General features: G+C 67.5%; 23 protein-coding genes. 6 read left to right on the top strand and 17 right to left on the bottom strand.

Going from position 1 to position 26,573, the window contains the following annotated elements:
- Positions 1 to 154 precede the first annotated feature (154 nt).
- From PUN71_RS05645 to PUN71_RS05620, 6 genes are all read right to left on the bottom strand, one after another.
- Positions 155 to 673, bottom strand: a complete 519-nt coding sequence (locus tag PUN71_RS05645; protein ID WP_277797642.1) for a DUF2087 domain-containing protein — start codon at positions 671 to 673, stop codon at positions 155 to 157.
- A gap of 92 nt (positions 674 to 765) precedes the next feature.
- Complete coding sequence (locus tag PUN71_RS05640) at positions 766 to 2,286, bottom strand: glycoside hydrolase family 32 protein (RefSeq protein ID WP_277797641.1); 1,521 nt, start codon at positions 2,284 to 2,286, stop codon at positions 766 to 768.
- 3 nt (positions 2,287 to 2,289) lie between these two features.
- Positions 2,290 to 3,168, bottom strand: a complete 879-nt coding sequence (locus PUN71_RS05635; protein ID WP_043451082.1) for a carbohydrate ABC transporter permease — start codon at positions 3,166 to 3,168, stop codon at positions 2,290 to 2,292.
- Position 3,169: 1 nt separating this feature from the next.
- Positions 3,170 to 4,141, bottom strand: coding sequence for a carbohydrate ABC transporter permease (locus PUN71_RS05630; RefSeq protein ID WP_277797640.1), 972 nt, complete (start codon positions 4,139 to 4,141; stop codon positions 3,170 to 3,172).
- Positions 4,142 to 4,207: 66 nt separating this feature from the next.
- Positions 4,208 to 5,500, bottom strand: a complete 1,293-nt coding sequence (locus PUN71_RS05625; protein ID WP_277797639.1) for a sugar ABC transporter substrate-binding protein — start codon at positions 5,498 to 5,500, stop codon at positions 4,208 to 4,210.
- A gap of 141 nt (positions 5,501 to 5,641) precedes the next feature.
- The gene (locus PUN71_RS05620; RefSeq protein WP_277797638.1) at positions 5,642 to 6,664 is read right to left on the bottom strand and encodes a LacI family DNA-binding transcriptional regulator; all 1,023 of its coding nucleotides are present in this window, start codon (positions 6,662 to 6,664) and stop codon (positions 5,642 to 5,644) included.
- 175 nt (positions 6,665 to 6,839) lie between these two features.
- On the opposite strand from PUN71_RS05620, the gene PUN71_RS05615 reads away from it, so the two are divergent.
- Positions 6,840 to 7,586: a glycosyltransferase family 2 protein gene (locus PUN71_RS05615; protein ID WP_277797637.1), complete on the top strand. Its 747-nt coding sequence runs from the start codon at positions 6,840 to 6,842 to the stop codon at positions 7,584 to 7,586.
- Between the two features lie 4 nt (positions 7,587 to 7,590).
- Here PUN71_RS05615 and PUN71_RS05610 read toward each other — a convergent pair whose 3' ends face one another.
- The 6 genes from PUN71_RS05610 to PUN71_RS05585 form a co-directional block, all read right to left on the bottom strand.
- Positions 7,591 to 8,538, bottom strand: coding sequence for an alpha/beta fold hydrolase (locus PUN71_RS05610; protein ID WP_043451091.1), 948 nt, complete (start codon positions 8,536 to 8,538; stop codon positions 7,591 to 7,593).
- Positions 8,539 to 8,595: 57 nt separating this feature from the next.
- A complete protein-coding gene (locus PUN71_RS05605) occupies positions 8,596 to 9,588 on the bottom strand; it encodes an alpha/beta hydrolase (RefSeq protein ID WP_277797636.1) in 993 nt (330 codons plus the stop codon).
- A gap of 90 nt (positions 9,589 to 9,678) precedes the next feature.
- A complete protein-coding gene (locus PUN71_RS05600; RefSeq protein ID WP_277797635.1) occupies positions 9,679 to 10,545 on the bottom strand; it encodes an HNH endonuclease in 867 nt (288 codons plus the stop codon).
- A 51-nt stretch (positions 10,546 to 10,596) separates the two neighbouring features.
- Positions 10,597 to 10,791, bottom strand: coding sequence for a hypothetical protein (locus tag PUN71_RS05595; RefSeq protein ID WP_043451095.1), 195 nt, complete (start codon positions 10,789 to 10,791; stop codon positions 10,597 to 10,599).
- Entirely contained in the window at positions 10,788 to 11,318 is a 531-nt protein-coding gene (locus tag PUN71_RS05590; RefSeq protein ID WP_277797634.1) for a hypothetical protein, read from the bottom strand. Before PUN71_RS05590 ends, PUN71_RS05595 begins: the two co-directional genes overlap by 4 nt.
- 68 nt (positions 11,319 to 11,386) lie before the next feature.
- Positions 11,387 to 12,232 carry a universal stress protein gene (locus tag PUN71_RS05585; protein WP_277797633.1) on the bottom strand — a complete coding sequence of 282 codons (846 nt, stop codon included), beginning with the start codon at positions 12,230 to 12,232 and terminating at the stop codon, positions 11,387 to 11,389.
- A gap of 102 nt (positions 12,233 to 12,334) precedes the next feature.
- On the opposite strand from PUN71_RS05585, the gene PUN71_RS05580 reads away from it, so the two are divergent.
- Positions 12,335 to 13,792, top strand: a complete 1,458-nt coding sequence (locus PUN71_RS05580) for a DUF5129 domain-containing protein (protein WP_277797632.1) — start codon at positions 12,335 to 12,337, stop codon at positions 13,790 to 13,792.
- 50 nt (positions 13,793 to 13,842) lie between these two features.
- Here the strand turns inward: PUN71_RS05580 and PUN71_RS05575 are convergent, their stop codons facing one another.
- The 3 genes from PUN71_RS05575 to PUN71_RS05565 form a co-directional block, all read right to left on the bottom strand.
- A complete protein-coding gene (locus tag PUN71_RS05575) occupies positions 13,843 to 14,115 on the bottom strand; it encodes a YegP family protein (protein ID WP_277797631.1) in 273 nt (90 codons plus the stop codon).
- Positions 14,116 to 14,833: 718 nt separating this feature from the next.
- The gene (locus PUN71_RS05570) at positions 14,834 to 15,304 is read right to left on the bottom strand and encodes a GyrI-like domain-containing protein (RefSeq protein ID WP_277797630.1); all 471 of its coding nucleotides are present in this window, start codon (positions 15,302 to 15,304) and stop codon (positions 14,834 to 14,836) included.
- A 61-nt stretch (positions 15,305 to 15,365) separates the two neighbouring features.
- The gene (locus PUN71_RS05565) at positions 15,366 to 15,818 is read right to left on the bottom strand and encodes a DUF5655 domain-containing protein (protein ID WP_277797629.1); all 453 of its coding nucleotides are present in this window, start codon (positions 15,816 to 15,818) and stop codon (positions 15,366 to 15,368) included.
- A gap of 204 nt (positions 15,819 to 16,022) precedes the next feature.
- On the opposite strand from PUN71_RS05565, the gene PUN71_RS05560 reads away from it, so the two are divergent.
- Genes PUN71_RS05560 through ppsA form a run of 4 tightly spaced genes read left to right on the top strand, consistent with a single transcriptional unit; the run spans position 16,023 to position 23,512 of the window.
- Positions 16,023 to 17,978, top strand: a complete 1,956-nt coding sequence (locus PUN71_RS05560) for a heavy metal translocating P-type ATPase (protein WP_277797628.1) — start codon at positions 16,023 to 16,025, stop codon at positions 17,976 to 17,978.
- A 46-nt stretch (positions 17,979 to 18,024) separates the two neighbouring features.
- Complete coding sequence (locus tag PUN71_RS05555; protein WP_043451166.1) at positions 18,025 to 18,486, top strand: universal stress protein; 462 nt, start codon at positions 18,025 to 18,027, stop codon at positions 18,484 to 18,486.
- Positions 18,483 to 21,038 carry a cation-translocating P-type ATPase gene (locus tag PUN71_RS05550; RefSeq protein WP_277797627.1) on the top strand — a complete coding sequence of 852 codons (2,556 nt, stop codon included), beginning with the start codon at positions 18,483 to 18,485 and terminating at the stop codon, positions 21,036 to 21,038. The genes PUN71_RS05555 and PUN71_RS05550 overlap by 4 nt, the downstream gene beginning before the upstream one ends.
- 47 nt (positions 21,039 to 21,085) lie before the next feature.
- On the top strand, positions 21,086 to 23,512 hold the full coding sequence (gene ppsA / locus PUN71_RS05545) for a phosphoenolpyruvate synthase (RefSeq protein WP_277797626.1): 2,427 nt from the start codon (positions 21,086 to 21,088) through the stop codon (positions 23,510 to 23,512).
- A gap of 69 nt (positions 23,513 to 23,581) precedes the next feature.
- Here the strand turns inward: ppsA and PUN71_RS05540 are convergent, their stop codons facing one another.
- Together PUN71_RS05540 and PUN71_RS05535 are read right to left on the bottom strand one after the other, a co-directional pair.
- Positions 23,582 to 24,004 (bottom strand): Hsp20/alpha crystallin family protein, encoded by a 423-nt coding sequence (locus PUN71_RS05540; protein WP_043451108.1) that lies wholly within the window; start codon positions 24,002 to 24,004, stop codon positions 23,582 to 23,584.
- Positions 24,001 to 26,553, bottom strand: coding sequence for an HAD-IC family P-type ATPase (locus tag PUN71_RS05535; protein WP_349361802.1), 2,553 nt, complete (start codon positions 26,551 to 26,553; stop codon positions 24,001 to 24,003). The genes PUN71_RS05540 and PUN71_RS05535 overlap by 4 nt, the downstream gene beginning before the upstream one ends.
- Between the last annotated feature and the right edge of the window lie 20 nt (positions 26,554 to 26,573).

Raw genomic sequence — 26,573 nt, 5'->3', positions numbered from 1 at the left:
TCCCGGATGCGGTGCCGCCGGCCCTGTCCTCTTTGGTAAGGCCCCGCCCCAGCGGCGGGATCTTGCCTCTAAGGTAGGCCGCATTCCTAAACGCGAGCCCACATTCGCCGCAACTTTGGCTCAAGACTAGCCGTGGATTCGGACCACACCGACGCTACTCCGCCAGCGAGTATGAGGAACCTGAAGCCGTGCGCCGCAGCAGGCCGAAGTCCACCAGATAGCGGCGCAGCAGCACCACATCGTCGGTATAACTGAGGAGCCGTTCGTTGACCTGCCTCTCAGTAAGCCGTTCCCCGGGCGACATTACCTCGCCCGCGATCCTGGCCAGGAGCGCCCGCCGTTCCGCGGCGTTCGCCGGGTACTGTTCAATCCGGCCCAGCCGCAGGAACCTGTCCAGGCCGGTGCGCGGCTGCCGCCGGGGCTGCTGGGCGAGCACGTCCCGGAAGACCGCGTCCGCAGCCAGCAGGCCGCCGCGTCCATCCTCTTCCACAAGACCGGACTCGAGCAGGGCGGCGAACGCCTTGTTCCGCCGGTGCTCCTTGACCCCGGCCAGGACGTCGGCCGGGTCGGTTCCCAGCACTATCTGCGCATAGGCGGTCCTTGCATCAGCGTTGCCGAGGGTTGCCACCACCCGGCGCCAATGCGGGCCGCCCATTCTCCTGCCTCCGGCCATGCCGCTCCTTCCCGTGCCGCCGTCCCGGCGTCTGGCACCGTGATCTGCGGGGAGATCGTAGTCCTGATGGTCGGGTTCGGGAAGTGCAGGGATCAGGGCCCGACGACGTCGAATCCCACGAGGTGCGCGCCCTCACCCTGGGCGAAGATCGCAAGCGCCGTGGCCGCCCCGGACGGGAACACCAGGTCCGTGATGGTGGCGAGCCCGTCCTGGGCGAAGACCTCCACGGAGCAGCGGTCAAGGAAGACCTGCAGCCGGAGGCGGCCGTCGCGGAGCGGTACCGCCACGGTATCCACCGAAGGGAACGCACCGTGGAAATCAACCTGCCCCGACTCCCGGCGGTCCAGGCTCAGGGTTCCCCGGGCCACGTCGTAGCTGATCAGGGTCCGTTCAGCCCCGGACATCCGCACCATCAGCCCCACCCTCCCAGCGGTACCCGGCTGGAACTCCACGTCGATCCGCGCCACCTCCGCTGGTCCCGCGACCGGCAGGACTCCTGCGGCCAGCGCCTGCGGGCCCAGCCGCAACGAGGGGGAGCCCGTCCCGGTAAACGGGCCGACGGCGTGCTGCCGAAGTACCGGCATGCCGTCCACCCGGGTCAGCGAGACTTCCCGCGGCAGCGACATGGCGCTCCGCCAGCCTCCGGTGGGCGTGGCGCCGGCGTAGTCCCAGTTGTTCATCCACCCAATCATGATGCGGCGTCCGTCCGGCACGTTGCTGAACGACACTGCAGCGTAGTAGTCCCGGCCCCAGTCCAGCCAGCCGTACTCGCGCATGCGCGAGCCGTCCTCCTGGAGCCCCTCGGTGACGGTCGATCCGGACCGGAACACCACGCCGTCGAACTCTCCGATAAAGTACTGTCCTGCTGAGCCGCCGGCGATGCCTCCCGGGTTGATGTTCACCACAAGGACCCACCGCGTGTCTGCCGGGTCGCCGTCGATGGGCAGCTCGAAGAGGTCCGGGCACTCCCAGACCCCGCCCGTGGCGTTGGCTGGCCCGAAGGTGCTCAGGAACTCCCAGGCCTTGAGATCGGCCGACTTGTACAGCACCACCTGCCGCTGGACCGCCTCCACGGCGACCATCACCCAGTAACTCCCTGCGCCGCCGTCGTACCAAAAAACCTTGGGGTCCCGGAACTCCGCCGACGCCCGGTCCAGGACGGGATTGCCGTGGTACTTCGTCCACGTCCTGCCCTCGTCCAGGCTGTAGGCGAGGGACTGCGCCTGGCGGCCTGCCAGCGGTGAGGCGTCGCTGTAGGCACTGGTGTAGATGGCGACGAGCGGCGGAATGTCCGGCGTGCCCAGGCCGCTGGTGTTGTGCCTGTCAAACACCGCCGAGCCGGAAAAAATGGCCTCCTGGTCGTCACAGGGGATGGCGACCGGCTGCTCGTCCCAGTACAGCAGGTCCTGCGACGTGGCGTGGCCCCAGGACATGTTGCCCCAGTCGGCGCCGTAGGGGTTGTGCTGGAAGAAGAGGTGGTAGGTGCCGTTGAGGTAAATGAGCCCGTTGGGATCGTTGAGCCAGTTGCGCCGGGCCGAGAAGTGCCACTGGGGCCGGAAACGGTCCGTCCCGGCAACTGCCGGGGCGTCGGCCGCCGTCGTAAGTGAAGCCATGGGTCAGCCCTTCACGCCGCTGGAGGCGATGCTGTTGACGAATGAACGCTGGAACGCGATGAAGAGCACCACCACAGGGACGGTGATGAGGGACGCGTACGCCATCACCTCGCCCCAGGAAACGTTCAGCTGGAAGAAGTACTGGATGCCGATCATGACGGGCCGCAGCTCCTCGGACTGGACCACCATGAGCGGCCAGAGGTAGGAGTTCCACGCCGGCAGGAAGGTCAGGATGGCCACCGTCGCGGTCGCGGGACCTGCCAGCGGCATCACCACTTGGCGATAGATCTTGAACCAGCCGGCACCGTCGATCCGCGCGGCCTCATCCAGTTCTTTGGGAATGGATTCGAAGTACTGGTGGAACAGGTAGATGGAGAAGGCGTTGGCGATGAACGGGATGATCTGGACCTGGTAGGTGTCCAGCCAGCCCTTGGAGAATTCGAGGCTGAAGCCGTTCAGCTCGAAATAGGGGAGCTGGTTGACCCACCACACCAGCGGCAGGGCGAGGGTCTGGAACGGAACAATCAGGGTGGCCAGGATCGTGGTGAACACGATCTTCCTGCCGCGCACCTGCATGCGGGACAGCGCGAAGGCGCACAGGCTGTTGACGAAGATCCCCAGGACCACGGTGACGGCGGAGACGCCCACGGAATTGAGCAGGAAGCGGGCGGCCGGGACCCGGTCGAAGACGGCGGCGTAGTTGTCGAAGGAGATGTTGCCGACCGGCAGGAACGCGGCGAGTGAGGACATGTCGCCGAAGATCTGCTGGTCCGGCTTCAGTGAGGACACCAGCATGAAGACGATGGGGAAGGCGGCGGTGACGGCGAAGAGGAGGCGCACCAGCATGGTGCCGGCGTTCTTGAGGAGCAGTTGGTTTTTCATGTCAGTCTTTCTCCCGGGTGAGGTGGCGCTGCACCGCGGAGACGATCAGTACCAGGACGAAGAACACCAGTGATATGGCGGAGGCGTAGGACGTTTCCTGCTGCCGGTAGCCGGAGCGGACGGCCTCGTAGACGATGGTGGTGGTCGAATCCATCGGCCCGCCCTGCGTCATCACGCTGATCTGGTCGAACAGTCCCAGTGCCTGGATGGTGATGGTGACCAGCACCAGGCTGCGGGTGTGGAAGAGGCCCGGCCAGGTGACGTACCGGAACTGCTGCCACCGGCTGGTTCCGTCCAGCTGTGATGCCTCGTACAGCTCGCCCGAGATGCCCTGCAGCCCGGCCAGCCAGATGATCATGTGGAAGCCCGCCGCCTGCCAGATGGACAGGACAATGATGGCCGGCATCGCGGTGTTCGGGTCGCCCAGCCAGTCCGGTCCGGTGACCAGGCCGAAGCTGACGGTGGAGAGGATTTCGTTGATGAGGCCGTCCTTGCGGTACATGAACAGCCACAGCAGTGAGACCACCACCATGGAGGTGACCACCGGCAGGAAGTAGACGGTGCGGAAGAAATTCACGCCGCGGAACTTCTTGTTGATCAGCAGCGCCATCACCAGGGCGAGGCCGGACTGCACCGGGACGATCACCACGGTGAAGTAGGCGACGTTGAGCAGGGCGCGGTAGAACGTGGGGTCGGTGAAGAGCCTCGAGAAGTTGTCCAGTCCCACGAATTCAATGGGACGGGGTGAGATGAGCCTGGCGTTGGTGAAGGCCAGACCGAAGCCCAGGATCGCGGGGATGAAGACAAAGGCCAGCAGGAGCACTGCTGCGGGGGCAATCATGCCCCAGCCGCTGAGCTGCTCGCGGCGGAAACCGGGGCGGCGGCGTGCGCTGTTTGTGGCGTCCGACGGCGGCGGGGCGGCGTGCTGAGTGTCCGGAACGCGGGGACGGGTGGGGAGGGGAACAGTTGCCATGGGAATCTCCGATGATCGGGCGTGGGAGCCCCGCACGGGCTGGGTGCAGGGCTCCCACGGTTCCGGCTATTTCTGGTAGCCGCCGTTGGACTTGATGTTGGCGTCGATCGCCTTCACGGCCTTGTCCAGGGTGGACTTGGCGTCGGCTCCGTTGAGGATGTCCTGGGTGGCCTTCCCGAATTCGGTGGCGATGAAGGGGTAGGCGGGGGTTTCGGGCCTCATCACGGCGTACTCGCGGGAGAAGTCCATGAAGATTCGGTTGGCACCGCCCTCGGCGAAGGCCGGGATCTGGGCGGCCGCCTCGTTACTGGCGGGAATGGCGCCGGTGGCCTTGGCCACTGCGGCGACGTTTTCCGGCTTCAGCGAATAGGTCAGGTAGTCCATGGCCGCTTCGGAGTTGCTGCAGCCGCTGGTCACGCCCCACTGCCAGGACGCGCCCCCGATCTTGGGGCCCTTGCCCAGGTCCACCGGCGGCATGACCACCAGGTCATCGCCGAGAGCTGCCTTGGCCTTGTCCGCCGCCCAGGATCCGGTGTACACGATCGCGCTCTTGTTGTTCAGGAAATCCTGGGTGGAATCCTTGCCGCTCTTCTTGGCCATGAAGCCCTGGTCTGCCAGTCCGCGGAACCAGTCCGCCCACTGCACAGCCTTGTCACCGTTCAGCACGCCCTCCGCGCTCTGGAAACCGTCCCGGTTCACCAGGTCGCCGCCGAAGGACTGCAGGAAGGGGGAGTATGCATAGGGAAGCCATTCGCCGGTCCCGGCGGTGCCCAGGTCCAGGGGGTAATCCCATTTGCCCAGGGCCTTGAGCTTGGTGAGGGCGTCCTGGAACTCTTCCCTTGTCCAGGGCTGTTCGATGGTGGCGGCCCGGACCCCGGCGGCCTTCAGGTCCGAGGCGCGGGCCATCATGGCCAGGGCCACGTCGTAGTAGCCAACCGCGTAGGCCTTTCCATCCCATTGGGCCACGGTGCTGGGCAGCTGCTTGGAAAGGTCCGCCCCCAGTGCGAGGGGTTTAAGGTAGCCGGCCCACGCCCAGTTGGGAACGTTCGGGCCGTCGATGTCCACGATGCAGGGCAGCTTGCCGGCCGCAGCCGCGGATACCACCGAGTCGTTGTACGAGTCCTGGGGGAAGGCCTGGACCTTGATCTTCACCTTGTCCTGGCTGCCGTTGTAGGAATCCACGATCTTCTGGACGGCGGCCAGCTCATCGGGGTTTCCGGCGTTGTGGGTCCACAGGGCAATTTCGCCGGATCCTTCCGTGGAGGAGGAGGCGCTGCCCTTGCCGCAACCGGCGAGGCTGGCGGTGAGGGCGGCGGCAGCTATGCTGGTCGCCAGGATCTTCGTGAACTTCTTGTTCATGGGTCAGTCTTTCTGCTTGGACAGCGGGGATTGATGGAGGGTCCTGCAGGGAACGCGGCCGCTGCAACGGCTGCGTTCCCGTTTTTATGTGGAACAGTGGTGTGGCGCGTGGCGGCTGCCCGTCGGTGGACCCCGGGTGAATCAGTCCCGGGGAGGGGCGACGGAATCCCGGGCCACGAGCGGGCAGTCGATGGTTTCGCGGACCCGGGGAGTCTCCGGATCCTCGAGCTCGGCGAGCAGCTGGAGGACAGCCCACCGGCCCATCTCGTAGTGGGGGAGCGCCATGGTGGACAGGCCTGGCCACAGGCTGCCGGCGATGAGCTCAAGGTTGTCGACGCCGACGACGGAGAGGTCGTCGGGGATCGTCAGGCCAAGGTGGCCGGCGGCCTGGTAGGCACCCATGGCCATCTGGTCGTTGAAGCAGAACAGCGCTGTGGGCCGGTCCGCTTGGGACAGCAGCCGGAATGCTGCGTCCCTGCCTCCTCCCGCGCTGGGGTGCCCGGTGGCCAGCCGGCCATCCGCCAGGTCCAGGCCATGGTGCTCCAGCCCGGCCCGGAAACCTGCCAGCCTTCCATGCGCGGCGGGAATGTCGTCTTCATTGTTGATCATGGCAATCCTGCGGTGGCCTGCCGCTGCGAGGAGCTTTGCTGCGGATTCCCCGGCGCCAAACTCGTCCGGCACCACCGAGGAGAACCGGGGATCGTCCGTAGCCGCATCCAGCACCACGGTGGGAAGGCCATCGAGCTCGCCCGGCACGGAAATCGGCTGGTGGAACATGCGGGCATAGATGACGCCGTCCACCTGGTGCTGCTGCAGGGCACGGATCTCCTGGCGCTCAAGTTCGTTGTCGAGGCCTGAGTTGACCACCATGAGCAGGTGTCCGTGCTCGGAGGCGGCGTCCTGGGCGCCCTGGATCATGGCGCCGGCGAAAGGGGTGGTGGTGATTTCATCGCTGACCAGGCCCAGGATCCGGGAGCGCTGGTTGCGCAGCCCGCTGGCCAGGCGGTTGGGGGCGTAGCCGAGTTCTTCGGCCACCGCCTTGATGTGCTCAACGGTGCGTGCGTTGACCCGTGAGCTGTGGGTGTCGCTCAGGGCATGCGACACGGTGGTTACGGAGACGCCGGCCGCTTTCGCCACGTCCCTGATGTTTACCTTGGTCGCCATCGACTGCATCCCTTTGCAAAACGTTTTGTATGTTGTGTGCATCACTATAGGCAAAACGTTTTGCAGGTGTCAAGGGTGGGCCTTGAGGCCGTGAATGATGCATAAAATGCCGCGCACCCTCAAGACTGGGCAGAAACAGTGCCGGCGTGGCGCAGGCGCCGGTAGGCTGCCCGGTATGGATGCCGCCACGCCGATCTCCGTCGTCATACCGACGCACAACGATGCCGGCGAGCTGAGGGCATGCCTGGCCCTCCTGGCTGCGCAGACCAGGCCCGCTGACGAAATCATCGTGGTGGACAACTCCAGTACGGACGATACCGCTGCCGTCTGCGCCGCCGCGCGCGCCCATCGCCTCCCGGTGCATCTGCAGGGCATCCCGGCAACGGCCGCCGCCGGGTTCGATGCGGCAGCGGGTGCAATCATCGCCAGGCTGGACACCGACTCCCGCCCGCCCGTGGACTGGCTGGAGCGCATCGAGCGGACCCTCGCGGCCGCCCCGCCCCTCACTGCCGTGACCGGGCCGGGGGTCTTTCGCGGCGGGAACGCCCTGGCGCGGCTGGCCGGCCGGTGCCTGCTGCAGGGCGGCTACTTCGGCCTGATTGGCTACCTGCTGGGGCATCCTCCCGTTTACGGATCGAACTTCGCGCTCCGCCGGGAAGTGTGGGCCGGCATCCGGACGGATGTGGTCCGGGACAACGCGCTGGTCCACGACGACCTGGACATCTCCTACCGGCTCCGGCCGGACATGGACGTGATCTACGATCCGGCGCTGAAGGTGGGCGTCTCCGCGCGCCCCTTTACCAGCTGGGCCGCTTTCCGGCACCGGCTTGTGCTGTCGGTCGTCACGTTCCGTGTCGAATTCCACTACCAACCACCCCTGCGCCGCCGGCGCGAACGTTCCCGCCGGCGGCTGCAACCCTGAGCGGTTACCCCTCCTCCGCCTTGGCGTAGAGGGCCAGGAGGTCGCGGCTGAACTCGTGCGGTGACGTTTCACAGGGGCTGTGGCCACCCCGGTAGACACCGATCCGGGCCCGGATGGCCTGGGCGAACAGGCGGTGCAGTTGAAGCGGCCACAGGTCGTGCTCGCCCACTGCAACAAACTTGGGCAGGGGTGCCTCCGCCAGCTGCTGCCTGACATCCGGAACTTCCTGCATCAGGGTGTAGATGTCGCGCACGGATTCCCGCCGCGTGAAGCGGAACCGGTGGTCCACGAACCGCTGCCGCCCCGCAGGTACGTGGGCTACCCTGCCGCTCCGGATCCCCCAGATCAGCAGGGCGGCGCCGGCCCTGCCGTTCACCCAGGTGCTGAAGCGGCCGATGCGGCTGACGCCCCTGAAGCTGTGCCCCGTCTCCGGCGGGCAGCTGAGCAGGGTCAGGGACCTGAAGAGCTCCGGCCGTTCCAGGTACGCCAGCTGCGCGATGATGCCTGCGAAGGAATAGCCCACCACGTGCACAGGGGTGGTGGTGGATTCCAGGACCGCCAGGAAGTCGTCCACGAACAGCCGGTAATCGTAGTGCTTCCGGGGAGGGACCAGGTTCTCCGGTCCCGCTGCCGCTGATTGGTACTGGCCTGCCAGGTCGTAGCTCAGAACAAAGTAGCCCGCGTCCGCGAGGTCGGGCATCATGAGCGAAAAGTCCTCTTTGGAACCTGTGGCACCCGGTACAAGGACGACGCCGGGATCGTGGGGGTTGCCCAGCGACATGGCGGCGAGTTTCCCGCTGGGAACGTCGATGGTGCGGTGGGCCGCGCCCGGCGGCGGCAAGAACCAGTCGACGTCGCCCAACTGGGCGTCCAGCAGTGCGGCGGCGTCGACGAGGGCGGAACCGAACTCGTCGGGGTTGACCCCGTATTCCGCCTGGTCCGGATCCGCCATGGTCCCAACATAGTCCACGTTGACCTCCGCCGGAGCGGGCAGCCTGCCCGGCTTGTGTCAGGCCACGCCGCGGACAAAGGCGTGCAGGCGCCGGTACACTTCCTGGGATTCCGGATAGTGGTAATCCTGTTGCCAGGTGTGCTCGGTGTTCGCGCTGTCCCAGGGGTAGATCAGGGCATCCACGGGAACGTCGTGCTGCCGCAGCCGGTCCATGAAATTCAGGTTCGCCTGGTAGAAGTAGTCCCGCTCCGAGGTGGTGACGAACACAGGCGGGTGGCTCCCGTCCAGCCATTCGATGGGGGACAGGAACGCTGCGGCCTCCATCAGGCGCGCACCTGCCCTGTGTGCCGTGGGCAGCCTCCTGCCGCCTGCCGGAGGCAGCTCTGTTGCCGCCGGACCCGTCGCGTTGGCGGCGGCCGGCACGAGCATGCGGACGAAGTTGAGGCTGAGGACAAAGCCTGCTTCGAAGAAGACCGAGAAATCCACCACGCTGCAGTGCTGCACCAGCCCTTTCAGGTGCGCCGCGGCAACGGCCGGCTTCAGGGAGTAGTGCGCCGCCAGTTCCGGGCGCAGGGTTGCGGCGGTCAGCAGGGCGGCAATCTGGCCGCCGGCCGAGTCGCCTCCCAATACCAGGCGGCCGGGATCCCCGCCGTAATCCGTGATGTTGGCTGCAACCCAGGCCAGGGCGGCGTTGGCATCCTCAAGCACGTGTCCCATGTGGAACCTGGGTGCGTGCCGGTAGTTGACGTTGACCACCACCATCCCGCCCAGCACCTGGTTGGCGCAGTACTTGGTGAGCGCCGCCTTGTCCCCGGACGTCCAGCCGCCGCCGTGGAAATAGACGTAGACCGGAAGCAGGCCGCCAGGTGCGGGTGGCACCCCCAGCGGCGCAAGCACATCGAGGCGGTGGGAGCGGAGCCCGTCCCCCGCATAGTCGACGTCGTGCGTGTAGGAGATGGTGGTGATGGGGTCTGCATTGAAGCGTGCCTGTTCGCGGGCGCTGACCGAGCGCATCAGGAGCCGCCACGTCCACACAGGGACGCGGCGCATAACACTTCGGGCTCTCCGTGCAAAGGGCAGCGCCCCGGCGGAACGTGCGGCCAACGTCATCCCTGCAATTTTACCGCCGGCACCTGGATCCTACGCCGGTCCGCGAAGGATCCGACGGGCATCTTCCTGCGCCTGGAGGGCGGCGTCGCTGACCACTCCGCCGCCGATATGGCCGCTGCCGGAGATCATGCTCCGGAGTTCGGCCAGGGTCCGCGGCGGATGGGTGCCGTGGGCCACGGCGTGGCAGTTCCGGCAGAGCGGTATGAGGTCGGCTATCGGGTCGAGCTGGTAACCGCTGTCAAGCATCGCCGGCGGAACGACGTGGTGTACGGCGATGGCGTCCGCAGCTTGCCCGCCGTAGGCGGATTCGAACATGAACCCGCATGCGGCGCAGGACCTGCCGTGGAAGGCCAGGCAGGCCCGCCGCGCATCGCCGTCCCGCTCCCACCGGTTCACCAGGACAGCGCTGGTGGCCTCCGGCGGCAACGTGCCGGGTGCCACTTCGGCAGGATCCGCCGCCGACGGCCCGTAGTCCCGCCACATCCTGTACAGGACAGGTTCGTACGACGGCGGCACGGTCACCAGGGGCGGGCCGCCCGCCCCAACCCAACCGCCGTCCGGAATTGCCGCGCCAAGGATGCCCGGACGGATCTGCTCGCCGAGCGGGAGCAGGGAGTCGAAGACCACCGCCACGAACCAATCCGTGGCACCCGGGCCGCCCCCGGCGTCGGCCTGGTACGGTACGGAGGAAATCCAACCGTGGCCAATGAGTCCGCTCGCTGCATCATTGGTGCTCTGCAGCAGGAGCCAGGCCTCAGTTCCGGGTTCGAGGTCGGGGCAGGAGGCGAGGCGCCAGCGCTCCAGGAACCTGCCCGTGGCCGCCAACTGTCCAACCAGCGCCGGGTAGTTCCACTGAAGCAGCCTGTCGGCGGAGCAGCGGAGAATTACCGCAGCCATTGCACGCCGGACCCTGCCACCCGCCGTCGACCCCTACGCCCACGCAACGGGCTAGATCGGTTCCTTGGCCAGGGCCTTGGTCCTGGCAGGTGTCTCGCGCCCCAAGCGTTCATCGAGGGTGACGCGGAGCCTGGCCGCGGCGACCTGCACACGGTGCTCGGCAGGGGTGGTCTTTTTCCTGGCCGGTTTGGCTGCGGCGCTACGGGGAGCGTGGACATAACCGTGGTCGGGCGACGTGGCGCTCATGGTCCAACCTCCTTGGTACTGTCGTTCTCCGTCGTTCCATTCTCGCCCAACTTCCCGCCGTCGTCCACGAACGCGCTCTCCTGTCCGGGGTCAGTCCCGGGTTCAAGCTCGTCGCCGTTCTCGTCGCCGCCGACGCTCTTCCAGGCGATATCGAACAGCTCGAGCTCCTCCCTTCGGGCCAGTTCGCTCCGCGCCAGCACCTCCAACGTGGCCAGCCCGAGCGCCTTTGTCCCTTCGTCCGGATCCAGCGCCCGGTCCAGCGCCCACTGGGTCCGGCGCCACCACTCCGCCCGGCTGTCCGCCCCGGTCTTCTGCTGCAGGGCGTTGGCGTCCGCTTCGCGCTTCTGGTCCAGTGCGGTCTTGTCGGCCGCGGTGCGTTGCTTGAGCGTACGCCAGTTGATGTAGAAGGCCAGCAACGCGGCGATGAGAACGGCCAGCGGTCCCAGTCCGGCGAGGATGACCCACCAGTCCGCCGGCCCCGAATGGACGACGACGTCCAGCGGGCCGGGGGAGGGAACAGGGGTCACGGTCCCAGCTTAGGCGGAGGTCCCGACGGCCATGCGGAGGACACCCTTGCCGGAGCCGGCACTGGTCATCAGCCATGGCGCGAGACGAGGACCGGTCCAGGGGCGCGGTGCAGGACCGCGTGGGCGGTTGAACCGATGGTCTCCCTCAGGATTCCGCTGCCCTGGGAACCCACCACCACAATCCGGGCCCCGCCGGCAGCGCCGAGGATGCCGTGCGGGACGGAATGGTCCCGGACCAGCGTGCCCTGGACGGGAACGGACGGTGCCAGGGAAGCTGCGTGGGCCAGGGCGGCATTGAGGACTTGTTCCGGATCAGGTCCAGGTCGACGTGCAGCGCGGAAGTGGCCAGACGGTTCGTGGTGGACGTGAACCACCTTCAGGGGAGCCTGCCAGGCAACGGCAAGGCCACAGGCATCCGCCAGTGCGGAGGGGGAGCCCGCGGCGTCGACGGCGGCCAGGACCGGTCCCTGCGGGTGGGCGTCCTGCCGGATCACGGCGACGGGGCACGCTGCAGCCGCAGCCAGTTCCAGGCTGACGGAGCCCACCAGAAGGCCGAGGAAGCCGCCCAGGCCGCGGCTTCCCACGACCAGCAGGTGTTCCCCGGCCGACATGTCCACCAGAAGCTGCGCGGGCAGCCCGTGAACCAGGCTGCTCCTGATCCCGACACCTTGTACCTCCGCCACCGCCTGCGCCATCCCCTCGTCGAGGACGGCCTGGGCGGACTGCTCCAACCCGCTGCCCGAGACGCCGGGAACCGGACCAAGGTGCCTTGTCAGCAGCGGCCACAGGGAACAGTGCACTACATGCAGGGGGCGCTTTGCGGCCCATGCATACCGGGCCGCCCAGCGGACGGCCGCCGCGGCCTCAGCCGAGCCGTCGTAACCGGCAACAACAGACCCTGGATCCCGCGTCAACCTGCCACGCTCCTGCCTGGAACAACTGTCACCAGCGGGACCTTAGCCCCTTTGGCGGGCCCGCTTCCTGGTTCCATCCTGATTCTAGGCAACGGGAGGGACATGGTCAGCGTGGCGGGACGGATTGCGGTGGTGCTGCTTGCCCTGGCCGCCTATTTGATGGGCAGCGGGGGTGCCGCCAGCGCCGTGGCTCCTTCAGCCGTGGTGGTGGAGGACACGGCAGGGGTGCTCGATCAAAAAGCGCTGCTCCCCGCCGTCGAACGCATCCAGTTCTACGAGCCCACGAAGGTTGCAGTCTTCACGTATAACGGAAAAGCCGGGGACAACCTCAATGAGGAGGTCCTCAGGTTCGCCCGCTCCAGGCACTCCGAATGGATCAGCGCGGACGGACAAAAGTGGGCCGACGGCCTGTTTATTTTCGCGCTCGACCCGGTGGGACGCCACGTGGGCACGTACATGGGCGAGGACCGGAAAGTATCGCTGGAGCAGCGCAGCGACATCCAGGACGCCACAAAGGAACTGTTCCGTGACGCACAGTGGACTGACGGCACGGTGGCTGGAATCCGCCGTGCCGCGGAACTCATCAACCAGCCCTGGTACCGCTCGACCGCGTTCCTGGTAACAGCATGGGTAACCGGTGGTCTCGCCGCGCTGGGGGCAGCGGCATGGCTGATCGTGCGTGCCGTGACCAGGGGAGCATGCCGCAGGCAGATTGATCGCGGAGACCGCAGCTACTCCAACGTCAGCATGGATCTGGACGTCACAGAGCTGAACGCGTCCACCATTCCCGGTTCCTCGCGCTACGGCAGCCAGGTGCTCGAGAAGCACCGCACGTTCATGGAGCGCTATGCCGCTGCCACGGAACTGTCCAACCGGGTTCACGCGCTCGGGAAACGGTCGCTGAGCAGCAGGAAAAGCCTCAAGCTTGCGCGGCAGTTCGCGGAGAGTGCCGCGGAGCTGGATGCCCTGGATGACGTCATCGCCGACAGCAATGCCCTGCTGAACCGGGCCGGCACCTGGCCCACTGCCTGGGACCGGCAACTCGCACCGTTCCGCAAGGACCTGGCAGGGCTGGAGCAGCTTCTTGCCAAGCGCCACGGCCAGGGGGATTCGGCCACGGCCACCGCCCTGCGGTCCTTCCGTGATGAAAGCCTCCGGGAGGTTGAACGGTGGACGGCGGAACTTGCTGAGGGGCGGATCAGCCCGGAAACATCGCTCGACAGGCTCTACGAAGCGCGCTCGCGGCTTTCGGAACTGTTGGAGAACCATGCGGAGACGGTGATCCAGGGCTTCGCCAGGAACGAGCGTGAGGCCGCCATGATGCGTGAGCAGATGGAGACGGCCCATGGCGGCCTGGACCACCACAGGCAGCGGATTTACGAACCGAGCATCCTGGGCACGGTGTACCCGTCCTACACGTTCTTCTCCGTGGCCACCTTCAACTCCGGCTTCAATACCGGGGTCAGCAGCGTCAACTCCGCCAGGGGCGGCGGCAGCACCACAGGGTATGGCGGCAGTGGCGGAAGCTTCTCGGGCTCCGGGAGTTCCTCGGGCTTCTAGAACCGGGGCGCCGGCGTGGCCACGTGAGGCCGGGCCCGCCCGGTGCCTGCTCAGGCTGCGCCCAGGGAGCCCAACGCGCGTACGCCGCGCCGCGCAGCGTGGCGCGCCTGGTGCGGGCAGGCACGGACAATTTCCGGCGCCGGCAGCACCACGTCCCGGATCAGGCCGGTCCCGGCACATTCCCGGACCTCTTCTATGGCAGCGGCCGCCGCCCGTTTGTCGGTGAACTGGCCGGAAACCGCCAGCACGTGGCCATCCGGCATCACCATCCGGAACCGGATCCGGGACTCTTCATCAACAAACAGTTCGAACGTACCTGCCATATGCTTTGTTCTCCTCAAGCGTCCTGCCGCCGTGTCCGGCGTCGTCATTGACGCCGGGGCGGGCTGGCCGACTCCCGGCCCAGCAAAACCGGGACGCACACCCCAGCCACGGTGCGTCTTCCGGCCCCACCAACCCTCTCAAAGGACCATGCCGTGTTATAGGGACCAAAGTCCCTGATCCTGGTCGCGGAACATGCCAGCGGGCCATGCCGTGACAACCGGCCCTGCCGCATACATCCGGCCCTTGGAAGACTGGGGAGCTGAAAGCGTACGGATTTACCCGGAGGAAGACATGACAACGGAACGCCCGCAATCCGGCCCTGCCGGTGGCACCGGCAGCCCAGGCGGGGAGGAACGGCTGGGCGTTGAGCTGGAGGACGCAGCCTCCCGCACATGGTGGGCGCGCATCCTCTACACCCTCGGCTCGCAGTACGGGCGGACACAGCTCCGGTTCGTGGCCAGGGCCAGCGACGGCCGCCGTCTCTACGTGAGCGACACCTTTCCCGGTCCGCCGCTCAACGCGACGCCGCCCGAGGAAGCCTGGGCTCCAGGGCTCCAGGGCTGCAGGCGAGCCTGCACCAGCTGTGCCAGGACATTACGCGGGATGGCTGGTCCGAGACGGGCCGGGGCGCGCAGCCCTGGGATCTTACCTTCAGCCGCCGAAAGGCCCCGTAAGCCAGCCCACCAGGTCGCTGAGGGTATGCCAGGGGCCGGGATCCTAGGCGACCGGCCAGACCACGCGCGTCTGCCAGGTAGCGGGATCCGGCTGCTTCAGCGGGTCGGACAGGTAGTACTCCCACATATCGCTGCCGGGAGTAGCGCCTTCGGCCCGCATGTGTTCCCTGATGGCGTCGTACGTGGTCCCGAGCTGGTCGTAAGGCCCGGTGTGGATGGCTTCGAAGGCGTCGGTGTCAGGAAGCATCCCGCTGGTTACCCCACCGGTTCCGTGGAAGCTCCCCTGGATGGGAAACCCTGCTTCCACATCCACCGACGCTCCCGGTATGCCGTGGTACAGCGCGAAGGGCGGTCCGGCCGGGATGGCACCCTGCGCCTGGACGGCGGCCATCACGGCACCGAAGGCACGGTCGAAGAAGCCCGTCAGGGAGTCCATGGGGACGCGTTCCCGGACCACCGCCACGGGTTGTCCGGTGATGTGGACCCTGTGCGGCTGCTGGCCATTGTCAGTCATGCCACCAGCGTTGCCTTTCCACTGGCAGGCTGACAGTGCCATAGGACTCTAGGGCAGTGTCTCAGCCCGCGGCCCCGTACGCTTCGCGCATCCAATTGCGGACCTCGGCATCCAGTTGCCCGCTGTCAGTGAGTTCCAGATGGTGCATCCACATGCCAGGTGCCGGCTTCGCCACTTGTTTGAAACGGGGCGAGTCCACGTTGCGTGGCAGCGCGAGGGAAAGGACGAGCGGAACGGCGGACTTCACATACATCCCGGGGCGCCATAAGTAGGCGTAACCCCGCCGCCGGCGGAAGGAAACCTGGCTCTTGCTGACGCGCACCTCGTGCGGGCCAAGTTCGGCCGCCATCCGCTCCGCCATCTGGTACAGCTCAAACGCTGCCGGTGCTCCGTCGAAGAACCGCTCCAGGGTCCAGGGCTGCGAGGCCGGCACGTCTGCCTGAGCGCTGCCGCTGCCCGCCGGGGAACCAGAATCGGCCGGACCGGCGGCGTTGTAGGCGGAAACGGAATTCATCCGGCGCTCCTGGTCTGGCTGGTCGGGCGTTCCTGCCTTCACCATGCCAGCGGCAGAGGCGCCGGGGCAGGGTCGAAGGTCATGCCCGCGGCGGGCAGCAGGTACAGGCCGGGGGCCCAAATGCCCTAGCCCGGCAGGCTGCCCCCGGCTATGTTCGGCCTCATGTGGCACAACACTGACCGGCGGCTGCGGAAAGGGGGCTGAATGAGGAGGCCCACTTCCCTGCCTGCCGGGATCGGTGAAAGCCCGGGCAGCGCTGATGACGGGAGCGCACCAAAAGCGCCACTGGCTAAGGTGTGGGACGTCCTCAGGCGGTATCCCGGCGTCGCCCTCACCTGCCTGGCGTTGGCGCTCACGCTGGTGCTGCTGCAGGCGGGGCTGGACCTGCAGGTCCGTACACTGGCTTCCGGCTATGCCGCCGTGATCGTGCTGGTCCGCGCCGCCGGCATGGTCCGGTCGTTGCGTGCCGGGCGGTGGGGAATCGACCTCCTGGCCCTGATGGCGATCGTCAGTACCGTCGCCGTGGGCGAGTTTCTTGCGGCGCTGGTGGTCATCCTGATGCTCACCGGCGGAGAGGCGCTGGAGGACTTCGCGCAGGGGCGCGCCGCCCGGGAACTGCGCTCCCTCCTGGACCGGGCACCCCGCTTCGCCCACCGGGAGGGCCCCGGGGCTGCGCTGGAGGAGGTGCCGATCGGCGACGTTGTTCCCGGGGACGTCCTGGTGGTCCGGCCCTCCGAGCTGGTACCGGTCGACGGCGAACTCCTGTCCGACTCGGCGGTTCTCGATGAGTCATCGCTGACCGGGGAAAGCCTGCCGGTGGAGCGCAGCAGGGGGGAAGGGCTGCTCAGCGGCTCGGTCAACGGGGAGGCCGCCATTCGCGTGCGGGCAGCAGCCACCGCTGCCGACTCCCAGTACAGCCGCATCATCGCCCTGGTCGAGGAGGCTTCCAACAGCCGCGCCCCCGTGGTCCGGCTCGCCGACCGCTACGCCGTGCCGTTCACCCTGCTCGCTTTGCTGATGGCGGCGACGGGGTGGTTCCTCTCGGGAGAGGCGCTGCGCTTCGCGCAGGTCCTGGTGGTTGCCACGCCCTGCCCGCTCCTGATCGCCGCACCAGTGGCGTTCCTGGCGGGGACCAGCCAAGCGGCCCACAAGGGCATCATCATCAAGAACACCCGCACCCTGGAGCAGTTGGCAAAGGCCAGGACAGCCGTCTTTGACAAGACAGGAACCCTGACCTCGGGCCGGCCCGTCCTGGACGAACTCCGGGTGGCGCCAGGACTGGGTTTCGCCCTGGGCGCGGACAGGATCCTCCAACTGGCGGCCTCCGCCGAACAATATTCCTCCCACGTGCTGGCAGCTTCCGTGATCCAGGCCGCCACAGCCGCCGGCCTTGATCTCCTGCCCGTCCAGCACGCAACGGAAAGTGCCACGAAGGGGGTGGAGGCCCAGTGCGGGGGTCACCGGGTGGTGGTGGGCAAAGCCGGCCTGGTGGGAAGTCTGTCGACGGGTTTCCAGGAGGCTGTCCTGCGCGCCGGCCAACTGGCGGTCTACGTGGGGGTGGACGGCGAATATGCGGGCGCCCTGGTCATGAAAGACCCGTTGCGCCACGATGCGGTGGATACGCTTGCCCGGCTTCACGCCCTGGGCGTCAGGCACACCATGCTGCTGACCGGCGACGTCCACGCCACGGCCGCGCACATTGCCAGGGAAGCCGGAATCGGCAGGATCCAGGCGGAATGCCTCCCCGAAGACAAGGTCACCACCGTTGCCGCCCTGCAGGAACGGCCCGTCCTGATGGTAGGCGACGGCGTCAACGACGCTCCCGTGCTGGCAGCGGCCGACGTGGGGATTGCGATGGGTGCCAAGGGTGCCACGGCGGCCAGTGAATCAGCGGACGTGGTGGTCATGCTCGATGACCTGTCCAAGGTGGCCCTCGCCGTGGCCATTGGAAAGCGGACGGTGTCCGTGGCCCTGGTGAGCATCTGGACCGGAATAGGACTCAGCATTGTCCTGATGGCCATCGCCATGACGGGATACATCCCGGCCGTGACCGGTGCCCTCCTGCAGGAGCTGGTGGATCTTGCCACGATCCTTAATGGCCTGCGGGCGCTGCACGGTGCCGGGCGCCAACGTGCGGTGCGGCAGCTGCAGCCGGCATGACTTTTGGCCCTTCCCAGCCCACAGCCCAGCCGGGAACGTAGTGTCCATGAACGCAGAAACAGGGGCGAAGCCCGTCATCGTCGGCGTCGACGGCTCTGAATACTCCTCCGCCGCCCTCCGGTATGCGGGGACGCTGGCCTCCCGGCTGGGCACCCGGCTCGAGGTCATCTCCTGCGTCGGGATGCCGGACTACCTGGTCATGTCCCGCCTCGAAGGGGCTGACCGCCAGTTCACCGCAAGGCTCGAGGACGCCGCAGGCCGCCTGGTGGAGGATGCCCTCGGCCGGGCATTTTCCGGGGAGCGGCCGGAGAACATCGATGTCAGCATCAAGTTCGGGCCGCCGGCGAAGGTGCTGGTGGACGAGAGCCGCCGCGCACAAATGCTGGTGGTGGGACGGCACGGTGAGGGCGGCCTGCTGAAATCGTCCATGGGCTCGGTCAGCAAGGCATGCGCCGCGCATTCCGCCTGCCCGGTGCTCCTGGTGGGGCAGGAGGCGGACCCTGTGTGAGGACCGCGGAGGGCCTGAGTTCTGACCGGGCCGCCCAACTCCTGAAGGAGGCGGGCCCCAACCAGCTTCCAGCGGAAAAGCCGGTCCCGCAGTGGCGCAAGCTCTGGGGGGAGATGACCCATTTCTTCGCGCTCATGCTGTGGTGCGCCGCCGCGCTCGCCTTCATCGCGGACATGCCGCAACTGGCCGTGGCGATCATCGTCGTCGTCATTGTCAACGGGGTGTTCGCCCATATCCAGCAGGAACGTGCCCAGCATGCGGCAGCCAGGCTCCGCGGCCTGCTGCCGGCCGATGTGATGGTGCGGCGGGACGGGACGGCGCGGAAGGTCCACGCCAGTGCACTGGTGGCCGGCGATGTGGTGCTGCTCTCCGCCGGCGACCGCGTCCCCGCGGACCTGACACTGCTCTCCGCGTCGGGCTGCGCCGTGGATGAGTCCATGTTGACGGGCGAAAGCGTCCCGGTGCCCAAGGCGGCGGGGGATGCGGCGTGGGGCGGCACGTTCCTGGTCAACGGCTATGCGGAGGCGACGGTGTCCGCCACCGGCGCCAGGACGCGGCTTGCCGGCATCGCCGCGCTCACCAGCGGGGCCATCCCTCCGCCCACCCCGCTTGCCCAGGAACTGCGCCGCATCGTGCGGATTACCGCCGGGATGGCCTTAGGCATCGCAGCAGTCTTCTTCCTGGCATCCCTGCTGGTGGGATTCCAATGGCGCGATTCATTCCTCTTCTCGATCGGTGTGGCCGTGGCACTGGTTCCCGAGGGCCTGCTGCCCACGGTGACCCTCTCCCTGGCCATGGGCGCCCAACGCATGGCCGCCCGCAACGGACTGGTGCGGAACCTTGAAGCCGTGGAAACCCTCGGATCCACCACCTTCATCTGCACGGACAAGACGGGAACCCTGACGCAGAACCGGATGAACGCCGTCGAGGTCTTCACCACGGAAGGATCCGTCCAGCTCACGGGCGAAGGTTATGCCCCTTCCGCAGAGATCCAGGGTGCGGGCGTCGAAAGGGCAGCCGCTGCCGCGCTCGCAGCCCGGACGGCGTCGCAGGGGCGGGCGGAACTGCATGACGGCCAGTGGCGCGCGCAGGGCGACCCGATGGAAGCGGCCCTGGACGTGCTGGCCCGCCGGCTGACGGGCACGGAGGCCGGGGCCGCACCGTCACGCAGGCTGCCCTTTGATCCGGTCCGGCGCAGGGAGTCGGCCATCGTGGGGGCGGACCTGTTGTGCAAGGGTGCCCCGGAAACCGTGCTGCCCGTGTGCGGATCGGTGCCAGGACCGGTCAAGGAACAGGTGGAGGTGATGGCATCACGTGGCCTGCGGGTCATCGCGGTGGCCCGCCGCCGGCTGGACGGAGTGCCCGGTACGTGGCTGTCGAGCCCCGCGTCCGAGCTGGAAACGGACATGGAGCTGTTGGGCCTGGTCGGGTTGCAGGACCCGCCCAGGCCGGACGTGGGAGAGGTGATCCGCACGGCCCGGCAGGCCGGCGTGAAGATCGCCATGATTACCGGTGACCACCCTGCCACGGCCGGTGCCATTGCCCGCCAGATCGGCCTGACCGGTACACCGGAATACGTCCTGGAGGGGGCGGACCTTCCTGACGACGAACAGCTGCTCGGCGCGCTCCTGGACCGTGACGGCGTGGTGGTCAGCAGGGTCTCCCCGGAGCAGAAGCTCCGGGTGGCCAAGGCGCTGCAGTCCCGCGGGCACGTGGTGGCCATGACGGGCGACGGCGTCAACGACGGTCCCGCCCTGCGCGAGGCTGACATTGGGGTGGCAATGGGCCTGAGCGGGACCGACGTGGCGCGTGAAGCCGCGGACCTGGTCCTCCTCGACGACCATTTCGGCACCATCGTGGCTGCCATTGAACAGGGCCGCGCCACCTACGCCAACATCCACCGGTTCCTCACCTACCACCTCACCGACAACGTGGCCGAACTGACCCCCTTCGTGATCTGGGCGCTCTCCGGCGGGATGTTTCCGCTGGCCCTGGGGGTGCTGCAGATCCTTGCCCTGGACATCGGCACCGACCTGCTGCCGGCACTGGCACTTGGCGCGGAACCACCGGGCGAACGCGTGCTGGCGCGTCCGCCGGAGCGGCGCCACCTCATGGACCGCCACCTGATTATCCGGGTCTTCTGCATCCTCGGTCCGGTGGAAGCAGCCATGGAAATGGCCGTCTTCTCCGCGGTCCTGGCCGACGGCGGCTGGACCCGCGGCCAGGTTCCACCGGCCGGACTGCTGATGGCCGCCTCCGGTGCCGCCTTTACCGCCGTCGTCCTTGGCCAGCTTGCCAATGCCTTTGCCTGCCGCAGCGCCACGGTGCCACCGTGGAAGCTGGGCTGGGTGACCAACCGGCTCCTGGTATGGGCCGTGCTGGCCGAACTGGCAGTCCTGGCCGTGTGCCTGTACGTGCCCTACCTCGCAAGCCTGCTGGGACAGGCACCGCCGGGACCCATGGGCTTCCTGCTGGCCGCCCTGGCAGTCCCCGCCGTCCTGGCCGCTGACTGGATCCACAAGTCGGTCCGCGGCCGGCTGCGGCGGAGCTAGGACCAAAGCCTCTGACTGCCCCGGCAGGCTGGGGCAAGAATCGAGCCATGAGCGTCCCCACAGAAATCTCCCTGGCCAACGCCAACGTCACGTGGATCGAAGATACCGGGATCGCGGACATCCCCTCGGTAGGCGGGAAGAACGCTTCCCTGGGCGAACTGAGCCGTGCCCTGCAATCCGCCGGGGTCCGGGTTCCCGAAGGGTTCGCCACCACGGCCGCCGCCTACCGGGCCTTCCTTGGCGCCAACGGACTCGAACCCAGGATCAGGACCCTCATGGAGGAGCAGCGGACGGGACGGTCCACGCTCCGCCAGACAGGGGCGGCCATCCGGGAATTGTTCCTGCAGGCAACCTTCCCCGCCGACATCGCGGCGGACATCCAGGAACACTATCGGGTCCTCTGCGAGCGCACCGGGCAGGCCCGGCTGGCGGTTGCGGTGCGCAGCAGCGCCACCGCCGAGGATCTTCCGGATGCAAGCTTCGCCGGCCAGCAGGAAACCTTCCTGAACGTGGCCGGCGAACGCGCCGTCCTGGAAGCATGCCGGCGCTGTTACGCCTCGCTGTTCACAGACCGCGCCATCAGCTACCGGGAGATGAAGGGGTACGACCACCTGGACGTTGCCTTGTCCGTGGGGGTCCAGCGGATGGTCCGCTCCGACCTCGGGGCCTCGGGAGTGATGTTCTCCATCGACACCGAATCCGGCTTTCCCGGCGTGGTGGTCATCAGCGCAGCCTGGGGGCTGGGGGAAACGGTGGTCCAGGGAACCATCAACCCGGACAAGTACCAGGTGTTCAAGCCGCTGCTGGCGGATCAGCGCTTCAGCCCCGTGATCGAGCGGCAGCTGGGGGCCAAGGAACGCAAAATGGTCTACAGCCACGGCGGGGACGCACGCACCATGATGGTGGAGACCACCGACCGTGAGCAGCGCGCGCTGGTGCTGGACGACCCTGAGATTGTCCTGCTGGCACGCTGGGCGGCGGCGGTGGAGGCTCATTACGGCCGGCCCATGGACATGGAATGGGCCAAGGACGGGCTAACCGGGGAACTCTTCATGGTCCAGGCGCGGCCGGAGACTGTCCAGGCGCGCCGCAGCACGTCCTCCTTCCGGACCTACCACCTGGCGCAGCCCGGACGGGTCCTGGTCAGCGGTGCCGCCATCGGCGACTCCATCGCCGCCGGGCAGGCATGCGTGGTCCGCGACGCCAAAGACATCGAATCCTTTGTTGACGGCTCCGTGCTGGTCACCCGCATGACGGACCCGGACTGGGTCCCTGTGATGAAACGCGCCGCCGGGATCATCACCGACCACGGCGGCCCCACGAGCCACGCCGCGATTGTCAGCCGGGAACTGGGGGTGCCCGCGGTCGTCGGGACCCGCAACGCGACCGAAGTCCTGGCCGACCGCGCCCCGGTCACCTTGTCCTGTGCCGAAGGTGAGGAGGGCCACGTGTACGAGGGCCTGCTGGAGTTCTCGGTGGAGGAGGTGGACATGGCCGGCCTCCCCGCCACCAGCACCGCAGTCATGGTCAACATCGCCAGCCCGGCGGCGGCGTTTACCTGGTGGCGGCTGCCTGCTGCGGGGGTGGGCCTGGCCCGGATGGAATTCATCATCAACAACCTGATCCGTATCCACCCCATGGCGCTGGTCCACCCCGAACGGGTCGCTGACCAGGAAGAGGCGGCACGGATCCGGCAACTCACCGGCGGCTACAAGGACCCGCAGGAGTATTTCATTGACGTGCTCGCCACAGGGATCGCCAAGATCGCTGCCCCCTTTTATCCCAAGCCCGTGATTGTGCGGCTCAGCGACTTCAAGAGCAACGAGTACAGCCACCTGATCGGCGGAAGCTCCTTCGAACGTCCCGAGGAAAACCCCATGCTGGGCTTCCGCGGCGCTTCCCGCTACTACAGCAGCCACTACCGGGAGGGGTTCGCGCTGGAATGCAAAGCCCTTAAACGGGTGCGGGAACAGGCGGGCTTCGGCAACGTCATTGTCATGGTCCCCTTCTGCCGGACGGTGCGGGAAGCGGACCAAGTCATCGAGGCGATGGAAGAGCACGGGCTGGTGCGGGGAGCGGAGGGCCTGCAGCTGTACATGATGTGTGAAATTCCGTCGAACGTGGTCCTCGCGGAGGAATTCGCCAAGCGCTTTGACGGGTTTTCCATCGGTTCGAACGACCTGACCCAGCTGGTGCTGGGGGTGGACAGGGATTCGGAGGAGCTCGCCGGGCTCTTTGATGAACGGGACCCGGCCGTGATGTCCATGATCGCCCAGGCAATCAGCAAGGCCCATGCCGCCGGCATCAAGATTGGCATCTGCGGGCAGGGGCCCAGCAACCACCCGGACCTGGCGGAATTCCTGGTCGGTGAGGGAATCGACTCGGTGTCCCTGAATCCGGACACGTTCGTCCGGACCCTCCCGGTGATCGCGGCGGCCGAAGAGGCCGCGGCCGGCAGGAAACAACGGGGATAACGGGCCACGGTGGGGCGGCACCAAGGTGCCCGGCCCCACGGGGCCAGGCACCGGCGTCGTACGTTCTTTTCAGCCCCTGGTGATGGGGATCTTTGATGCCCCGGTCTCCTGCCCCTGTTCCGGCAGGGGAGCCCGGACCTCAAGCACGCCGTCCTTGTATGACGCCTTGACGTCGGACTGCTGCACGCCGCTGGGAAGGGCAAGGCGCCGGACGAAGGAGCCGTAGCGGAACTCGGACCGGTAGCTGTCCTTCTCCTTGTGTTCCTTCTTCTCCTGCCTCTCGCCCTTGATCGTCAGGACACCATCGGCAACGGTCACGTCCACGTCCTTCTCCGGATCGATCCCGGGCAGCTCCGCCCGTACAACGAGCGTGTTGCCGTCCACCATCTCTTCAACCCGGATGGCGGAGGTCCCCATGTCACCCTCGAAAAGCCGTTCGATGACATCCATGGGGGAGCGGCGGGTATCAAACCATTTCATCAGGTCAGTCATTCTTGCCTCCTGCTGTGTGGAGCCGGATTTTGGCGTTGTCCGGCAGTTCCACCATCCCGCTCCGGTGACCCCGCATCCAGAGTCAAAGGTCCCAGCGGGAAGCCGGAACGTGTGTCCGGCCTGCGGCCAAAGCGGGCGGCTAGTTCGATGGCGATGCAGCCTGCCGCGGCAACAACTGCCGAAAGGATGAGGAGCCCGCCGGTGGGCCACTCGACCCGGAAGAAGTCCTGCGCCAACGGAACGGTGAACAGGAGGACCAGGCCCGCGTACATGCCCGCGAGGATCAGGACCTTGGTCCGGTTCAGGGGGCGGGAGGCGGTGACCAGGATCCACGCGGCCAGCAGCCCCAGGGTCAGGGTGGCGGCGGACTGCGCTGCGTCCTGGCTGTGTCCGCCCCAGGTCTGGGCGTAGGCGCTGACGGCCAGGACGCCCACGGCCGTGCAGATGCCCGCCGGGACGGCGAAGGCGAGGGAGCGCCGGAGGAATCCGGGGGCGTAGCGCTGTCCTCCGGGCTGCAGTGCCAGGAAGAATGCCGGCAGCCCGATGGTCAGTCCGTCCAGGGCCGACAGCTGCCGCGGCAAGAACGGGAAGGCCAGCACCAGAACGCCGGTCATAACTGATATGACGGTGGCGTAGACCGTCTTGCTGAGGAAGACCAGGGAGACCCGCTCAATGTTGCTGATGGCCCGCCGGCCCTCGTCCACCACTGCGGGCAGACGTTCGAACCGCCCATCCAGGAGCACCATGCGCGCCACGGCCTTGGTTGCCGGCGAGGCAGAGTCCATTGCGATGCCCAGGTCCGCTTCCTTCAAGGCCAGGACATCATTCACCCCGTCCCCGGTCATTGCCACGGTATGTCCCCGCCGCTTCAGGGCCAGGACCAGGTCGCGCTTCTGTGACGGGGTCACGCTTCCGAACAGGCTCTGCGCCTCCACGGTTTCCTCCAGCCGCAGCGGGTCGTCCGGGAGCGTGCGCGCGTCATACGCCTCCCCGGAGCCAAAACCCACGCTTCGCGCCAGCGCCGCGACGGTCCGCGGATCATCGCCGGAGATGACCTTCACGGCGACCCCCTGCTGCCGGAAATAGTCCAGGGTCGCGGCCGCGTCCGCGCGGAGGCTCTCGCGGAAGGTCAGCAGCATGACCGGGGCAAGCTCCGCCGGCAGGCACGGATTTGCGGTGTCCGGCGGCAGCGGCGCCGGTGTGTGTGCCAGGGCCAAGGTACGCAGGCCCGTTGAGGCAAGGGCGGCGGCCTTGCCGTGCGCCTCCGCAGCGCGGGGAGAACCGAACACGGCATCGGGGGCGCCCAGGACCCAGGTGCCCGGTGCGGCGGATTCCGGCGCGAAGGTCACCGAGCTCCACTTTCGGGCGGACGAGAACGGAACCGAATCCAGGGCCTGCAGCGGCACCGGCACGGGAAACGCCACACCCATGGCGGCGCTGGTGCTGCTGGCGTCCGCGTTGGCGCCGAACCACTCCACTGCCGCCTGCCAGCCGGGGGCGGGGATGGTGCCGGCGCCGTGGAGGGCATCAAACACGATGGAACCGGAGGACAATGTGCCGGTCTTATCAAGGCAGAGGACGTCCACCCGCGCCAGCACCTCCACTGCGGCGAGTTCCTGGACCAGCACCTGTTGGCGTGCCAGCCGGAGCCCGCCCACGGCAAAGGCGACGCTGGTCATCAGGAGCAGTCCGAGGGGGATCATCGCCATGATGCCCGCGACGGCCCCCACGGCGGCCGGGATCCACCGTCCGGATCCGATGGCTCCGGCCCAGCCGCCCTGGTCCTGCATCTGCGCATTCGTGAGAAGCAGGGCCGTGGGAAGGAGCAGCCAGCTGATCACGGCGAAGACTTTCCCCAGGCCCCGCCTTATCTCTGACGTCACCAGGGAAAAGCGCCGCGCCTCGGCTGCCAGCCGGTACGCGAACGTGTCAGGTCCCACCTTGAGAACGACGGCGCGGCCGTTGCCGGCAAGGATCAGGGAACCGGAGAGCAGCACGTCGCCGTCCGCCTTGGCAACAGGTTCGGATTCACCGGTCAGCAGGGACTCGTCCACTTCCAGGGGGCTGCCGGCAAGGAGCACCAGGTCCGCGGTGACCTGGTCCCCGGCGTTGAGCACCACCAGGTCGTCAGGAACCAGTTCCCCCGAGGGGATAAGTTCCCTGCCACCGTTCCTGACCACCGTGGTCCTGGCGGCCTCCAGGATGGCGAGCTGGTCAAGGGAGCGTTTGGCCCGATACTCCTGGACAATGCCGATCAGCGAATTGCTCACGGCAGACAGCCCAAAGAGAGCATCCCGCCATTGCCCCAGCACCAGGAGGAGGATAAAGCATCCACCTACCACCGCGTTGAACAGGGTAAAGACGTTCGCCCGGACGATCTCCCCGATGCTCCTGCTGGTGGCCGTCGGCACACTGTTGACGCGGCCGGCAAGGGTCCGCTCCCGCACCTCGGCGGTGGACAGTCCTGCCCCGGCATGGCAGCTGTCCAGGCCGGGGGCAGCTGCCCCGTTTTCCCCGGCAGCTGCCTCGCTCTTCCCGGCTGTTGGCACGGCGTCGCCCGGTTGCAGTG

This window comes from Arthrobacter sp. NQ7, from assembly GCF_029581595.2.
GTDB lineage: Bacteria > Actinomycetota > Actinomycetes > Actinomycetales > Micrococcaceae > Arthrobacter > Arthrobacter phenanthrenivorans_B.
Note: the sequence above shows the minus strand (reverse complement) of the source record. Positions and strands in the feature narration are given on the sequence as shown.